Source organism: Acidovorax sp. 59 (assembly GCF_002754175.1).
Lineage (GTDB): Bacteria > Pseudomonadota > Gammaproteobacteria > Burkholderiales > Burkholderiaceae_C > Acidovorax > Acidovorax delafieldii.
In genome coordinates, this window is record NZ_PEET01000001.1 from 2760657 (window position 1) to 2774879 (window position 14223).

12 protein-coding genes and 1 riboswitch are annotated in these 14223 nt (G+C 68.7%); of the genes, 3 read left to right on the forward strand and 9 right to left on the reverse strand.

Going from position 1 to position 14223, the window contains the following annotated elements:
* Nucleotides 1-22 precede the first annotated feature (22 nt).
* The 9 genes from cobN to CLU87_RS12540 form a co-directional block, all read right to left on the reverse strand.
* A complete protein-coding gene (cobN, locus tag CLU87_RS12500) occupies nucleotides 23-4249 on the reverse strand; it encodes a cobaltochelatase subunit CobN (RefSeq protein ID WP_369804314.1) in 4227 nt (1408 codons plus the stop codon).
* On the reverse strand, nucleotides 4206-4592 hold the full coding sequence (locus tag CLU87_RS12505) for a DUF2149 domain-containing protein (protein ID WP_056064344.1): 387 nt from the start codon (nucleotides 4590-4592) through the stop codon (nucleotides 4206-4208). Before CLU87_RS12505 ends, cobN begins: the two co-directional genes overlap by 44 nt.
* Nucleotides 4589-5056 (reverse strand): hypothetical protein, encoded by a 468-nt coding sequence (locus CLU87_RS12510; protein WP_008906167.1) that lies wholly within the window; start codon nucleotides 5054-5056, stop codon nucleotides 4589-4591. The genes CLU87_RS12505 and CLU87_RS12510 overlap by 4 nt, the downstream gene beginning before the upstream one ends.
* Before the next feature lie 29 nt (nucleotides 5057-5085).
* A complete protein-coding gene (locus tag CLU87_RS12515) occupies nucleotides 5086-5880 on the reverse strand; it encodes an ABC transporter ATP-binding protein (protein WP_056064347.1) in 795 nt (264 codons plus the stop codon).
* Complete coding sequence (locus CLU87_RS12520) at nucleotides 5877-6902, reverse strand: iron ABC transporter permease (RefSeq protein WP_056064350.1); 1026 nt, start codon at nucleotides 6900-6902, stop codon at nucleotides 5877-5879. Before CLU87_RS12520 ends, CLU87_RS12515 begins: the two co-directional genes overlap by 4 nt.
* The gene (locus tag CLU87_RS12525; RefSeq protein WP_233193782.1) at nucleotides 6899-7930 is read right to left on the reverse strand and encodes an ABC transporter substrate-binding protein; all 1032 of its coding nucleotides are present in this window, start codon (nucleotides 7928-7930) and stop codon (nucleotides 6899-6901) included. Before CLU87_RS12525 ends, CLU87_RS12520 begins: the two co-directional genes overlap by 4 nt.
* On the reverse strand, nucleotides 7930-8532 hold the full coding sequence (locus CLU87_RS12530; RefSeq protein ID WP_099730645.1) for a bifunctional adenosylcobinamide kinase/adenosylcobinamide-phosphate guanylyltransferase: 603 nt from the start codon (nucleotides 8530-8532) through the stop codon (nucleotides 7930-7932). Before CLU87_RS12530 ends, CLU87_RS12525 begins: the two co-directional genes overlap by 1 nt.
* A complete protein-coding gene (locus CLU87_RS12535; protein ID WP_056064357.1) occupies nucleotides 8529-9890 on the reverse strand; it encodes a cobyrinate a,c-diamide synthase in 1362 nt (453 codons plus the stop codon). Before CLU87_RS12535 ends, CLU87_RS12530 begins: the two co-directional genes overlap by 4 nt.
* Before the next feature lie 142 nt (nucleotides 9891-10032).
* Nucleotides 10033-11916, reverse strand: coding sequence for a TonB-dependent receptor domain-containing protein (locus CLU87_RS12540; protein ID WP_099730646.1), 1884 nt, complete (start codon nucleotides 11914-11916; stop codon nucleotides 10033-10035).
* A gap of 81 nt (nucleotides 11917-11997) precedes the next feature.
* A riboswitch (cobalamin riboswitch) is annotated at nucleotides 11998-12237 on the reverse strand.
* 163 nt (nucleotides 12238-12400) lie between these two features.
* On the opposite strand from CLU87_RS12540, the gene CLU87_RS12545 reads away from it, so the two are divergent.
* The 3 genes from CLU87_RS12545 (at nucleotide 12401) to CLU87_RS12555 (ending at nucleotide 14202) form a co-directional block, all read left to right on the forward strand.
* Complete coding sequence (locus CLU87_RS12545; RefSeq protein ID WP_099730647.1) at nucleotides 12401-12625, forward strand: DUF904 domain-containing protein; 225 nt, start codon at nucleotides 12401-12403, stop codon at nucleotides 12623-12625.
* Nucleotides 12622-12993, forward strand: coding sequence for a cell division protein ZapA (locus CLU87_RS12550; protein WP_099730648.1), 372 nt, complete (start codon nucleotides 12622-12624; stop codon nucleotides 12991-12993). The genes CLU87_RS12545 and CLU87_RS12550 overlap by 4 nt, the downstream gene beginning before the upstream one ends.
* Before the next feature lie 393 nt (nucleotides 12994-13386).
* Nucleotides 13387-14202 carry a sulfite exporter TauE/SafE family protein gene (locus tag CLU87_RS12555; protein ID WP_056747157.1) on the forward strand — a complete coding sequence of 272 codons (816 nt, stop codon included), beginning with the start codon at nucleotides 13387-13389 and terminating at the stop codon, nucleotides 14200-14202.
* The last annotated feature ends 21 nt before the right edge of the window (nucleotides 14203-14223 follow it).

Consider the following 14223-nt stretch of genomic DNA (forward strand, 5'->3'; position numbering starts at 1 on the left):
ATTCTTTCAGAGAGGCCAGGCATCACACGCCGGCCGGTTGCAACGGGGAAGACAACGAGGACGGACGGCGCGCCTGCCACGCGGCGCCCGCCATCGCCACCAGGGCCATGACCAGCAGGGCCACGATGCCCGCCATGCGCTCCACGGGGCTGGGCTCGGTGGCGCTGTCAGAAGGGGTTGGCTCCGGCTGCCGCTCCAGTAACACGCCCATGGTAGGCACGGCGGGCGCGGAGGGTGGTGCTTCTGCCTGGGCGGGCGGCGCGGGCAGGTCAGCGGCGGGGGGCGCAGGCTGTGGCGCTGCCAGGGCTGGCGACTGCGGCGCCGCAATGGCCATACCTGCAGGCGGGGTCAGCTCTACGGACTCACCACGAGCCGCTCGCTCCACCCAGCGGCGCACGCTGGGCAGCTCGGCCGCCAGCGGCGCGGCACGCGTCAGCTCCTGGTACATCTGCGCCAGTTGTTTTTGCGTGTCGGCATCGGCCTGCCAATAGCCCTGGCGCTGCGCCTGCACCAGGCGCTCCAGCGACTGGGCATAAGCCTGCGGATGCTCTTTGAGCCACTCGGGCAGGCCCAGCTGGTGCTTGTCGCGCACCAGCACGTCGTAGAAGCTCTGCCAATGGTCGCTGCGCACCGTGTCGGGCGCGACGGCCTGCCAGCCCCAGGCGAACTGCACGGCCTTGAGCACCTGCAGCGTGCCCGAATAGCCCTCGGCCTTCTGCGCCTGGAGCCAGCCCGGGTGCAGGTAGCGCGACTGCATCTCCAGCGCAATGGCGCGCTGCGCGGTCTCGGTAGTGGGCTCGCCTGCATCCTGCAGCTGGGCCACATGCAGCTCCAGCCCCTGCGCTCGCCCCGCCACGCGGGCTGCGGCCGACAGGCCGCCCAGGTACTGGAACGGATCGTCCGAGCTGACCATGGCATACAGGTGCGAGCTGCGCGACAGGATGGCGGCATCGGCGCGGCGCAGGTGGGCACCCAATGCCTGAGCCGCCACACCGCCCGCCACGCCGGTCACCGGCTCGCCCGCCAGATAAGGCTGGCTCATGCGTTCGAGGAACATCTGGCCCAGGCGCGCATCGTTGGTTTGCAGCCCGTCGCTTTGCACCGCGTCCGACAGGCCGGTGCCGTAGTCGCCCACCGCATTGCCGAACGAGCGCACGCGCGCCAGTTGCTCGGCCTGCGCGCGGGGCACGCCCTGCTTGCGCAGTTCCTGGTCGATCTGCGCGGTATTGCGAGCGATCACGTTGCCGGGCTCGGCCGTGGCGGCCTGGGCCACCGCACGGTCCAGCAGCGCCATCAGCCCGGGGAACTGGTCACGGTACGAGCCGGTGATGCTCATGAGCACATCGACGCGCGGGCGTTTCAGCTCATCGGCGGGGATGGTCTCGACCCGCGCCGGGCGGCCCGAGTCGTCCCACACCGGGCGCATGCCCAGCGCCACGAGCGCCTGCGCTTCCATGATGCCCTGGTGGCGCAGCGTTTCGCCCGCCCACAGCGACAACGCCAACCGCTGCGGCGCCTGGCCACCATGGCGCGCCTGGTAGTCCTTGAACCAGTCGTTGAACAGCGTCTGCGCCACGGCATAGGCCTGGCGCGTGGGCAGGCGGCTCGGGTCCAGCCCCGTGAGGTTGCGGCCTGTGGGCAGGCTGTCGGGGTTGCGGATGGGGTCGCCACCGTACGCAGCGGGCAGGTAGCGCCCTTCCAGCGCAGCCAGCAAGCCGGGTAGCTCGCCTTCCGTGGCCAGCAGGCGCTCCAGCTCTTGCGCGCGCTGTGCCAGTTGCAGCAGCGCGGGCGTATCGATGGGTTGGCGCGCTGCGCGGTTGGGCACATGGTCTTGGGCGCGCACCAAGCCGTCCTGTGCTGGCGGTGCATCGGGCAGCGCGGGGCGCAGGTCCAGCACGCTGGCTGCCTGCGCATCGGTCAGCGCCACTTCGAGCCAGCGCGCGGGGCGTGCAGCCAGCACCGCATCGTGCTTGATCAGGAAGGCTTCGTCGATGTCTTCGCCCAGCGCCTCGATCAGCGGCTTGCGCAGCGCCTGCAGGACGGTCTCGCGCCGCTGCTCGGGCGCGGGTACGCGGCCGAACACGGCCAGGCCCTTGGGCTGCGAGCTTTGCGCGAGCTGGTCCAGGTAGGGGTGCAGGATTTCAAGAAAGCCGTGGAAGTCGGCCGCGATGCGCTCGGCGCTCCAGCCCAGGTCGTGGTGCAGCTGGTGCTCCACAAACTGCGCCACCAGCTGCTTTTCGAGCGCGCGGCGCGTGGGGCCTTCGTCCACGGTTTCCCATTCGTGCATCACCTCGTGCATGTGTGCCATGCGCGCCTCGAAGCCGGCCGGAGCGAACACGGGCGTGCGGTGGCTCACCAGCACAGCGCGGCCCCGGCGCTTGGCCGTGAGGGCCTCACCCAGGTTGTCCACGATGTAGGGATAGACCACGGGCAGGTCACCGAGCGGCAGCAGCGCGTCGTCGTGCACATCCAGCGCACGGGCTTTGCCACCGGCCCATTCCTGCGTGCCGTGGGTGCCGAAGTGGATGAGCGCATCGGCCTCCAGCTGCGCCCACAGGTACACGGCCAGGTAGTGGTGCGACAGCGGCGCCTTGGACTTGTGCATGAACGGGTTCTGGCCCAGGCGCAGGGTTTCTTCGCGCGGGGGCTGGGGCAGCACCGAAAGGTGACCCACCTGCAGGCGTGGGATGGCGAACACCTTTTCGCCCTGCCAATTGACCACGTAGCGGCTCCTTTCGGGAGTGCCCCAGTGCGCGTTCATGCGTTCGCGCACGGCCTTGGGCAAGGTGGCCAGATGCTGCTCATAGCGCGCCAGCGGCAGCGCGGCGGCCTGTCCGTTTTGCAGCAGCGCGCGCACATCGGCGCCGGGGTAATACGCGGCGAGCAGCGGCTTGAGCCCGTCGATCCAGCCCTGTTCGGGCACCTGCTGGGTGCGGTAGCCCGCCTGGGCCAGGCCGCCAGAGACCTGCTCCAGGCTGCGCGGTACGTTGAGGAATGAAGCGCCGAAGTTGGTGCCACCCGGGGGGTAGTTGTAGACCATGGCCACCAGGCGCTTGTCGGCGGCGGGTTTGGTCTGCAGCGCGATCAGGCGCCGTGCCTTGGCGGCCACGGCCTGGGCCTGGCGTTCGATGAGGCGGAAGTCCCGGCCCTCGGCGCCGTGGGCAGCGACCAGGACCGGGTCGATGGCACCCGCCGCCTCAGGCTGCGCCAGATAGAACGGAACATCGGACAGCGACAGGCCCGTGTCGCTGACCTCCCACGCGGCGGCATCGCCTGCGCGGTAGGGCTGCGTGCCGAGCAGCGGCACGCCCCAGCGGGCCAGCAGCGGCTGCAGCGCGGCGGCCTGGGGCACGAGCTGGTGCAGCACCAGGGCCGAGGCATGCAGGCGGCCCGGGCCTGGGCCAGAGCCTCCTTCAGCGGGCAACTCCAGCACCTCGGCCAGCGTCTGCGCCGTGACCTGCTGACCAAAGGCCGCATAAGCGAACAGACCCTGCTGGCGGAAGGTGCGCAGCCAGGCATCGAGCCACTCCGTGCTGCCGTCGATGAAGTGGTGGCGGTGCACCAGCACGGCCACGGCGGGCAGGCTGCGCAGCGCGGGCTGGCCCTGGCGCCAGGCCTCCAGCGCGGCGGCGTTGGGCAGCAGGCGGGGCGCGTCGGGGTGGTAGATGCCCCGGGGGGCAGGATGTCGGGCGCGGGCAAGGTCGGCATCGCAACACCTGCCACAGTGGCGCGCGCCAGCGCGACGGCGTTCTTCAGGTTGTGCGGGCCGCCCGCCTGCAGGTAAGCCACCATGCGGGCAGGAGCCTCCAGCGCAGACAGGTCCACAGCAGGCGTGCCCGCAGGCACCCAGACCACGCGGCCCGGGGCGCGTGCGGCGCGGGCATCGAGCTGCGCGCCGACTATGCGGCGCAAGCGCGCCTCCACGCTGGCATGCGGGGCATCCACCCACACCATGGCGGCGCCTGCCAGTGCGCGCTCCAGCTTCTGGGCCTGGGCCGCGTCCAGTACCGCCGGGCCGGCCAGCGGGTAATCGATGTGCACAAAGCCCAGGCCCGCGTCGGAGGCCAAGCGCTGCACCATGGCCGTGCGCGGGGCGGTGGTGATGTCGGACGTGAGCCAGAGCAACACGGGCGCAGACTGTGCGGCCTGCGCCAGCGGCGCAGCCAGCAGCAGGCACCACAGTGCCGCGCGCAGGATCAGCGCCGTCATGGCTTGGCGGGTGCCGGCGTGGCGGCGCCACCCGCGCCACCGGCCGAAGCGCTGGCAGGAGCAGCGCCCGTTTCAGGGATGTAGACGATATTGCCGTCTTCCAGCTTGTAGGCCACGCCCGCGCGCACGCCCTGCCCTTGCGCTGCGCTGCCAGCGCCCTTGAAGCGCACTTCCTTGCCCTGCTCGCGCACGACCACTTCCATGTCGGGCTGGCCGGGGTTGCGGATGATGGTGACGCTTTCGTTAGCGCTGGTCTGGGTCTGCACGGCCACGGCCGTGAGCAGCGCCACCACCAGCACCAGGAACACGTCCACCAGGTTCACGGCGGACAGCATCGGATCGTCGTCGTCCTCGGCCAGGACGTTCAAGTGGCGCAAGCTCATTGCGCCACCCCACGCTCCTTGCGCACCACCAGCAGCTCGGCCAGCAGCCAGCGGCGGCGCACCGAGTACACCACCAGGCCCACCGACGCGGCGGCCAGCGCCAGCACCACGCCCGCAAAGGCGCCGCTGAAAACGGCGAGGGCCTGCTGGCCGTTGCCCGCCGCCACGCTCTGCAGCGCGGGGCCGAGTGGGATCATCGTGGCGATCAGCCCCAGCATGGGCGACAGGCGGCTGAGCAGGCGCACGGGTTCCACCTGGCGCACCAGTTGCAGCTCCAGCTCTTCCATCGACAAGCCAGGGGCCACGCGCAGCGAGCGGTACTGCGGCTGGCGCCAGCGCTGCCACGCCTCCATGAGCGTGGCGCCGCCCGACCACAACGCGTAGACAAACGCCAGCCCCACCAGCACCAGCACCGGCCACAGCAACGACTGCGCGACCTGCGAGAAACCCGATTCGATGTTCATGCTTCCACTCCCTCAATCCATGTGTTGTTTCATTGGCTGTGCTTGCGCTGCATCGATGGCAGCGCCATCCACATGCCATCCAGATGCCGCACGTGGATGCGGTGGTCAAACACGCTCTCCAGCGCCGCGTGCGTGGCGGGTGCATCGCAGGCGCCCTGGTGCAGCACGCGGCCCTGTGCCATCACCACCATGTCGTCGGACTGCAGTGCCAGCGACACCTCGTGCAGCACGCTGACCACCGTGCCCCCCGCATCGACCAGTGCACGCATGGTGTGCAGCCAGTCGGTCTGGTGCGGCGGGTCGAGGTTGGCCAGGGGCTCGTCCATCAGCAGCACCTGCGCCTGCACCGCCAGAGCGCGGGCCAGCAGCACGCGCTGGCGTTCGCCGCCCGACAGCTGCGACAGCGGGCGGTGGCGCCAGTCCCAGGCCTGCGTGGTGCGCAGCGCCTGCTCCACCGCTGTGTGGTCGGCCGCACCCGGCGGTGCCAGCCAGGCCTGGTGCGGCAGCCGGCCCAGCATGGCCACGTCGTAGCTCGTGAGGTCGTCGGCCGAGCCTTCGTTCTGGCCCAGCCAGGCGAGCTGGCGGGCGCGTTCGCGCGCCGGGATTTGCGCCAGCGGGCGGCCGAGCAACAACACGTCGCCCTGCACCGCCACACGCGGCAGCAGGCCCGCCAGCACCTTGAGCAGGGTGGACTTGCCCGCGCCGTTGGGGCCGACGATGCTGGTCCAGCGCCCGGCGGGCAATTGCAGGTCAATGCCCTGCAATATAGAGCGATTCCCGATGCTGGCGCTTATTCCATTTGCACTGATAGCTATTGATTTCATAGTGCGCCCCCCTGCGAGGTGCGCCGGTGCATGAGCCACAGCAGATAGGTGCCGCCCAGGGCCGCCGTGAGCACGCCCACGGGCAGCTCCTGCGGCGCCAGCAGCCAGCGCGCCAGGATGTCGGCCGCCATGAGCAGCACCGCGCCCATCAGGCTGGAGAGCACGATGTGCCGTTCGTGTGTCACGCGCACGATGGAACGCACCAGGTGCGGAGCCGCCAGCCCCACAAAGGCGATGAGCCCCGTCTGCGCCACCGCCGTGCCTGTGGCCAGCGCCATGGCAGCCACCAGCCCCACACGCATGGGCATGAGTGGCAAGCCCAGGCTGGCGGCCGTGGCCTCGCCCAGCGTGAGGCCGTCCAGCGCACGTGCCAGCATCCAGGCAACCACCGAGCACAGCGCCCAGGCCACGGCCATGAGCAAGCAGGCCGCCCAGCCCACAAAAGCCGTGCTGCCCAGCGTAAAGGCCTGCATGGCCTGCAGGATGTCGGGCGAGGCCAGTTCCACCAGGTCACGCAGCGCACCCAGCACCACGCCCACAATCACCCCCGCCAGCAACAAGCGCAGCGTGTGCTGCACGCCCTTGGCGAGCAGCAGCGTGAGCACCACCGCCCCCGCCGCGCCCAAAAATGCCATGCCCGTGATGCCGATGCGGGCCATCCACTGCGCCGCCACCGGCGACACCCCGAAGAGCGCCATGGCGACAGCCCCGCCCAGCGCTGCGCCCGAGGCGCTGCCCAGCAGGTACGGGTCGGCCAGTGGATTGCGAAACAACCCCTGCGCCACCGCGCCCGACAGGCCCAGCAGCGCCCCCGCCAGCCACGCACCCGCCGTGCGCGGCAGGCGGATGTCCCACACGATCTGCCAGGCCACGGGGTCGCCGTGCATGCGCAGCACGCTGTCAAAGCCCGTGCTGCCCACGCTGGCGCCACACACCGCCAGCAACGCGCTGGCGAGCAACAGCCAGGCGGCACACCATGCGGCGCGGCGGCTTTGCCCGATGTACTTGGTGGACGAATTCACTTGCCGCTATTTCCAACGTGGGCAGAGGCTGCGACAGGCACGGCCGAGGCCAGTGCACCCGTGGAACTGGCTTTGCCAGGCCACTGGGTGCGTCCCCCTGAGGGGGAAGGCGCCGCAGGCGACTCAGGGGGAGCTTTCTCCACCAGACACCGCGCCATGATGCGGGCCGCCTCGGCCATGCGCGGCCCAGGGCGCACCACCACATCGGAATCGCCGGGGCCAAACACGCACAGCCGGTTCTCGCGGATGGCACGCATGGAAGCCCAGCCGGGGTACGGCACCATGGCCTGCATGCTGCGGTTGCCGATCATGATGATGTCGGGGTTGGCGCGCACCACGAACTCGGGGTTCAGGCGCGGAAACGGCCCCAGCGACGCCGGCACCACGTTGCGCACGCCCAGCCGGGTGAGCGATTCGCCAATGAACGACGCCTCGCCCGCTGCATAGGGCCCACGGCTCACCTCGAAGTACACACGCACATTTTTGGCCTTGGGCGGCAGGGACTGTGCAGCCGCCAGCACGCCCGCGTCGATCACACGCCAGAGGCGGTCGGAGCCTTGCGCGCGGGGCACGCCCAGCAGGTCGCTCACCGTGCCCAGCACGCGGCGCACGTCGGCATGCGTCTTGGGCTCCAGCTGCACCACGGTGAGGCCGAGCGCCTCCAGCCGGTCACTGGCGCGCGAGCTGACGGACATCAGCACCACATCGGGCTTGAGTGCCACGACGGCCTCGATGCTCGGGTCCAGCCCGCCCCCCACCTTGGGCAGCTTGGCAATCACGGCCTCCGGCCAGTTGGAGTAGCGGTCCACACCCACCAACCGGTGGCATTGCTCCAGTTCGCACACGCTTTCGGTCAACGAGGGCAACAGGCTGACGATGCGCTGGGGGGGCCGGGGCAGCGAGACCTCGCGGCCCCGGTCGTCCCGGATGTGCACCGGCTGCGCACGCGCGAGGCCGGCCATCAGCAGGCCCAGCAGCACCAGGATGGCGATGACCCACAGGATGCGGCGCACGGGGGTTGGTTTCATCAGCAGGGTTCCTTCAAAGTGAGAGGCAGACCGGCAGCCATCAACGTGACCCGTGGACACACCTGCGCCACCTGCTGGTTGAGCATGCCCAGCGCATCGACAAAGGCGCGCACCTCGCGCCCCATCGGGATGACCCCCAGGCCAATTTCGTTGCCCACCAGAACAACGGGCCCGGGGGACTGCCGAATTGCTTCCAAAAACATAGCAGCCTGGGCATTCCACTCTAGCGCTTGCGCCTGTTTTTGCTCCAAATCCATGGTTTCGAACCCCAGGGGCATGGTCCAGTGGGTGAGCCACAGCGTGAGGCAGTCCACCACCACCAGGGTTTGCGGCGCGCTGTGCCGCGCAACGGCAGCGGCCACATCGCGCGGCTCTTCCACCGTCTGCAAACCTGGCACGCGCTCGGCGCGGTCGCGCTGGTGGCGGGCGATGCGCTCGCGCATCTCGTCGTCCCAGGCCTGCCCGGTGGCGATCAGCACGGCGCGGTGGTCGGCGGACCGGGCCAACCAGTCGCGTGCCAGCAGCTCAGCGCGGCGGGATTTGCCGCTTTTCTGACCGCCCAGGATGAGCTCGGTAGTGATGGGGTGTGACGCGGATGTCATGCTTTGCTCTGGCCGCCCAGCAGATGCGCAACCGCCTCGGGGCTGGACGGGAACCACGCATGGAAGTAGCTGGCATGGATGCTGCCCTGCTGGTACAGAGCCTCACCCGCATCCGGCGCAACCGCCTCGTGGGGCCGCGCTGTGCGGGCCACCACGGGAGCGCTGCTGTCGCTGGTCGAATAGTGGAAGGTGTGGCCGCGCAGCGTATGTCCTGCCACGGTCAGCTGCTGCGGCCCCAGGGCCGCCAGGCGCTTTTGCATGGTCACGCGGCCCGGCAGCAGGCCCCACAGCGGAGCCGCGCTGCCATCGGCCAGCATGATGGAATCGAACAGCGCCATCATGCCGCCGCACTCGGCCCACAGGGGTTTGCCCGCGGCCACATGGGCGCGCAGGCTGGCCAACATGCCGGTGTTGGCAGCGATCTGCGCGGTGTGCAGCTCGGGGTAACCGCCGGGCAGCCACACGGCATCGCAGTCCGGCAACGCCGTGTCTTGCAGGGGCGAGAAGAACGCCACGCGGGCGCCCATCTGTTCCAGGCATTGCACATTGGCGGCGTAGGTAAAACAGAACGCCGCGTCACGCCCCACGGCCACGGTGCGGCCCGCGAGCAGCGCTGGCGCAGCAATCTTCGAGGCGGGCGGCGGAAAGTCCACAGCCCAGCGCTGCATATCCTCCAGCGTCATCTGGCCCAGGGGGGTAGCGGCCAGGGCATCGGCCGCTGCGTCCAGCCGCTGCAGGCTGTCGTCCAGCTCGTGCGCGGCCACCAGGCCCAGGTGGCGCTCGGGCAGCAGCGCGGCGCCAGCCTTGCCTGCAGCAGAGGCCGTAGCAGGCTGCACCCGCATCAGCGCCCCCATCCAGTCATCCACATCGTGCAAGCCGTCACGCAACATGTCGGCATGGCGAGCACTGCCTACGCGGTTGGCCAGCACACCGGCCCAGGGCAGGCCCGGGCGGTAGTGGCGCAGGCCATAGGCCAGCGCGCCAAACGTGCCCGCCATGGCAGAGGCATCGACCACCGCCAGCACCGGCACCGCAAAGTGCCGGGCCAGGTCGGCTGCGCTGGGGTTGCCGTCAAACAGACCCATCACGCCTTCGATGAGGATCAGGTCCGACTCGCGCGCAGCATCGTGCAGACGCTGCGCGCAGTCGGCCTCACCGTTCATCCACAAATCGAGCTGGTGCACCGGCGCACCACTGGCCAGCTGGTGCCAGTGCGGGTCCAGGAAATCCGGCCCGCACTTGAACACCCGCACCCGCCGGCCCTGGCGCGCATGCAGGCGCGCCAGGGCGGCAGTGACGGTGGTCTTGCCCTGCCCAGAGGCCGGGGCTGCAATCAGCAACGCGGGGCACCTGGTCATTTCAGCCACCCTGGGGAACACATGCCCAGCATGCCTATGAAACTGGCACGCACGATGCCAGTGCCACCGTGGAACTGGCTCCGCCAGGCCACGGGTGGCGTCCCCCCGTGGGGGGAAGGCGCGCAGCGCCTCAGGGGGGGCTTCACTGCGGCGCCCACTTCACACCGACGTACACCGTGCGGCCTGCGGTGGCGTAGGTGCGGGCCAGCTGGTAGTCCTTGTCGGCCAGGTTGTCGATGCGGGCCAGCAGCGTGTAGTCGCGTGCAAGGCGGGTGCTGGCATACAGGTTGACCAGCGCGTAGCCGCCCAGCACGTTGGTATTGGCCACGGTGTCGAAGCGGCGGCCTGATGCCTGCACTTCGGCGCCCACGGTCCAACCCGCCAGGCGGGTGTCGGCGCCGAACGTGGCGTGCTGCTTGGCGCGGCGCGCCAGCTGCTTGCCGGTGTCCAGATCACGCGGGCGTTGCAGGTCAATGGAGCCATGCAATTGCACGTCGCCCACGCGGTGCGAGCCCGCAAACGTCACGCCCTTGTATTCGGCGCGGGCCGTGTTGGCGTAGCAGCCAAAGTCCGACAGGCACGTGCCTGGGCCAGAGAACGAAATCAGGTTGCTGACACGGTTGCGGAACAGCGTGGCAGAGAAGGTGCTGTTGCCCTGGGCGTAGCGCAGCGCCACTTCGGCATTGCGGCTGCTTTCGGGGCGCAGCGTGGCCACGCCATATTCGCTGAAGCGGTGGTACAGCGTGGGCGCACGGAAGGCCGTGCCCACCGACGCCGTGGCGCGCCACTGCGGGGTGATGGCGTAGCCGTAGGCCACGCTGCCAGTGCTCTTGCCACCGAACTCGCTGTCCGAGTCGTGGCGCAGGTTGAGCTGCACCGTGTGGCCTGCAGCGTTGTAGCCATAGCCCAGCGCCAGCGCGTCTTGCGAGCGTTTGGCGTCGATGGGTTTGTTCTCCAGCCGGTCTTCGCGGCGCTCCAGGGCCGCCGTGACCAGGTGCGCGCCCTGGCGCCATTCATTCTGGAAGTAGTAGCCGCGCAGGCGCGTGTCGCTCAGGTACGGCGAGGGGCGGGTTTCGTATTCGTCGCGCGAGTCGGTGATGGAAAAGCGCGTCTTGTAGGCACTGCTCCACTGCGCGATCCAGTTGAGGCCCAACGCGTGCATGGTGTGCAGGTTGCGGTCGTCCTTGCCCAGGCCGCTGTCGTAGCCGCTGTTGGTGTCGTTCAGCATGAGGGTGCCTTCGAGGCGATGCACTGCGTTCACCTGCAGGCCTACCCGCGCGTGGCCCGCCGTGCTGCGGTAGCCGTCACGGTCGGGGTTCTGTCCAGCGATGGGGCGCGCGTTGAAGCCCTTGCTGTCATCACGCGCCAGTCCCAGGGCGTAGTCCAGCGTGCCGCTGGCACCACTGATCCCAGCCTCGAGCTTGGTGGTGTTGTGGCTGCCCACGCCCACGCCTACGTAGGGCGCCGTGCCGTTTTCACCGCGCTTGGTAAAGATCTGCACCACGCCGCCCAGGGCGTCCGAGCCATAGACAGCACCCGCTGGACCGCGCAGCACTTCAATGCGGTCGATGAGGCCCAGCGGAATGCTCTCCCAGGGCGCGCCACCGGTGGATTGCGAGTCGATGCGCACCCCATCGATGTACACCGCAGTAAAGCGCGACTCCGCGCCACGCAAAAACACGCCAGTGGTGGTGCCAGGGCCACCGTTGCGCGAGAACTCCACACCGGGCAGACGGGCCAGCAAGTCGGCCAGACCGGTGGCGCCACTGCTTTCGATGGTTTCGCGGTCCACGATGGAGATGTCGGCCACCAGATCAGCCAGCGGCTGCGGGGTGCGCGTGGCTGCCACCACCGTTTCAGACAACGACGGTGCGCGCAGGTTTTGCGCCAGCAGCTCGCCGGTGGCCGGGGCGGTCTGTGCGAAAGCGCCGCAGGCGCTGCCAGCCAACAGCGACAGCAGGGCCAGGCGTGGGGCGGGCAGGCGCAACGACGCCACAGGGCGCGCACGAAGGGTACGGATTTTCATGGGGATCAAGGTCAACAAACAACCCGGGCCGGCCTCCCGCCAGCATGTGGGTGATACAGCCGCGCAGCGCCAAAAAAGGGCGCACGCAGCCACCGTGTTGGCCGGTATCCGGGCTGGCGGAACACCCCCCCAATGCCTTCCCAGGCGCTTGTTCAAGGCGCCCAGTGGCTTATGGATGGAGAGAGAATCAGGTGATTCGTCCGCTGACCGTTGCGGGGGCAGCGCAGGCTGGGCGGGTACCGGTGGTACGGCGCCTCCCTGCTTCCCGTTGAACTGCGGCATGTGAACCACACCGCGAGCACCAACATCTGGATTTTACGACCGTTTACAAGCTGCTCCCAGCACGCCAGATCAAGTGGGCAACTCCGCATGGCACCCACGCGGCCGACAATGCACTTGTACTTGTATCTGTTGCGCTTTGCACACCACCGCAGCCTGGGGCCAGGGACCGCTCGGTGTCACACCGCCTACAATCCAAGGCTGTATGGCAATACCGTCCCCCACCGACCAGATCGCCGAGCGCGTGGAGCGCCTGCTGCTGCGACATGCGGAGTTGCAGCGCACCAATACCCTGCTGGCTGATCAAGTTGCGGCACTGACGCAGGAGCGCGACTCGCTCAAATCCCGCTTGAGCGCAGCACGCGCTCGGGTGGATGCCCTGCTCGAACGCCTGCCCGCCGCCGCGCCGCTCACGAAAGAAGCCGAATGAAGCAAATCGAGGTGCAGATCCTGCAGCAAAGCTATCTGCTGACCTGCCCCGAGGGCCACGAAAGCCGCCTGCTGGACGCCGTGGAGCGCGTGGACACCGCGATGACGCGCATCCGCGATGCGGGCAAGGTCCGGGCGCGGGAACGTATCGCCGTACTGGCCGCGCTGAACCTGGCCTTCGAGATCGCCGACCGCGAAGCCGCAGACCTTGCGGCTGCAGCACAGCCCGTGGCAAGTCCATCTGGCAGTGCCAGCGCTCCCGTGGTGGGGCACCAGGACAGCCTGCTGCCGGATACCGACCAGCAGCGCCTGCAAAGCTTGGTACAGCGTCTGGACGACGCTCTGGGCGACGACGGACGCCTTCTCTAGTCCTTGGTGTGCTGAGGCACACCGCTCCTCTTGCCCGTCCGTCACAGCCGCTTGCGGGCTTTACATCACCCCGAGCGCGCAGCGCCCGCTGGCAGCACCTACAATTGACGTGTCTGCGAAGCTGTCGGGCTTTATATTTCCTTGAACCAATGCTCATTGAGCTCGGGCTTGGTACATCGTCCGGTGAGCGTGATCATCTCGCGTCAGATGAACCCAACGCCAGGCTGCCCTCGCCCACCTGAACCCCCGGTTCAGGATGAGAGTTCGGTGGTATTCGCAGACACCCTCTTCCCCATGCCCTGTCATTGCAAGCACTTGCTGCTGCGTCCGTGACAGGGCATTTTTCGCGGTTCTCCGCGTGCTTTGTTGTCCTTTGTTGCCTGATATCCCGCCATGCTCGATCCCTTGCTGATTGTTGAACTCGGTGTGCTCGGCCTGGCCACAGGTTTTCTGGCGGGGCTCTTGGGCATTGGAGGCGGCATGCTGCTGGTGCCGTTCCTGACCTACATCCTGGGCGCTCGTCAGGTGGCGCCTGACTTGGCGGTGAAGATGGCGATTGCCACCTCCATGGCCACCATCATGTTCACCTCCATCTCCAGCGTGCGTGCCCATCACCGGCGCGGCGCCGTGCGGTGGGACATCGTCCAGCGCCTCGCGCCCGGCATTGTGCTGGGTGGTTTCATCGCCAGCCTGGGTGTGTTTGCACTGCTCAAGGGCTCGTTTTTGGCGATCTTCTTCGCGCTGTTTGTGAGCTTTTCTGCCACGCAAATGTTTCTGGACAAGAAGCCCGCGCCCACGCGTCAGATGCCGGGTGGCGCAGGCCAGGTGGCGGCAGGCGGCGTGATCGGCTTTCTGTCGGGTCTCGTCGGCGCGGGTGGCGGCTTTGTCAGCGTGCCCTTCATGACCTGGTGCAATGTGCCCATCCACAACGCGGTGGCCACCAGCGCCGCTCTGGGTTTTCCCATCGCGCTGGCCAACGTGATCGGCTACGCCATTGGCGGACAGAACGTGAGCGGCTTGCCACCGGCATCGCTGGGCTATATCTGGCTGCCGGCACTGGGAGTGATTGCCAGCTGCAGCGTGCTGACGGCCCCGCTGGGAGCCAAGGCGGCGCACAATCTTCCCGTCAAGCAGCTCAAGCGCGTGTTTGCCTCGTTGCTGTTTGGCCTGGCGGCCTACATGCTTTGGAAGGGCGTGTCGGCCGTATAAGGCCGACACAGAGGCGGACTC

What these genes read in the sequence shown, in the direction of transcription:
- CLU87_RS12505 (WP_056064344.1), bottom strand. Translation starts at nt 4,592, where the DNA reads ATGAGCTTGCGCCACTTGAACGTCCTGGCCGAGGACGACGACGATCCG.
- CLU87_RS12510 (WP_008906167.1), bottom strand. Translation starts at nt 5,056, where the DNA reads ATGAACATCGAATCGGGTTTCTCGCAGGTCGCGCAGTCGTTGCTGTGG.
- CLU87_RS12515 (WP_056064347.1), bottom strand. Translation starts at nt 5,880, where the DNA reads ATGAAATCAATAGCTATCAGTGCAAATGGAATAAGCGCCAGCATCGGG.
- CLU87_RS12525 (WP_233193782.1), bottom strand. Translation starts at nt 7,930, where the DNA reads ATGAAACCAACCCCCGTGCGCCGCATCCTGTGGGTCATCGCCATCCTG.
- CLU87_RS12530 (WP_099730645.1), bottom strand. Translation starts at nt 8,532, where the DNA reads ATGACATCCGCGTCACACCCCATCACTACCGAGCTCATCCTGGGCGGT.
- CLU87_RS12535 (WP_056064357.1), bottom strand. Translation starts at nt 9,890, where the DNA reads ATGACCAGGTGCCCCGCGTTGCTGATTGCAGCCCCGGCCTCTGGGCAG.
- CLU87_RS12540 (WP_099730646.1), bottom strand. Translation starts at nt 11,916, where the DNA reads ATGAAAATCCGTACCCTTCGTGCGCGCCCTGTGGCGTCGTTGCGCCTG.
- CLU87_RS12545 (WP_099730647.1), top strand. Translation starts at nt 12,401, where the DNA reads ATGGCAATACCGTCCCCCACCGACCAGATCGCCGAGCGCGTGGAGCGC.
- CLU87_RS12550 (WP_099730648.1), top strand. Translation starts at nt 12,622, where the DNA reads ATGAAGCAAATCGAGGTGCAGATCCTGCAGCAAAGCTATCTGCTGACC.
- CLU87_RS12555 (WP_056747157.1), top strand. Translation starts at nt 13,387, where the DNA reads ATGCTCGATCCCTTGCTGATTGTTGAACTCGGTGTGCTCGGCCTGGCC.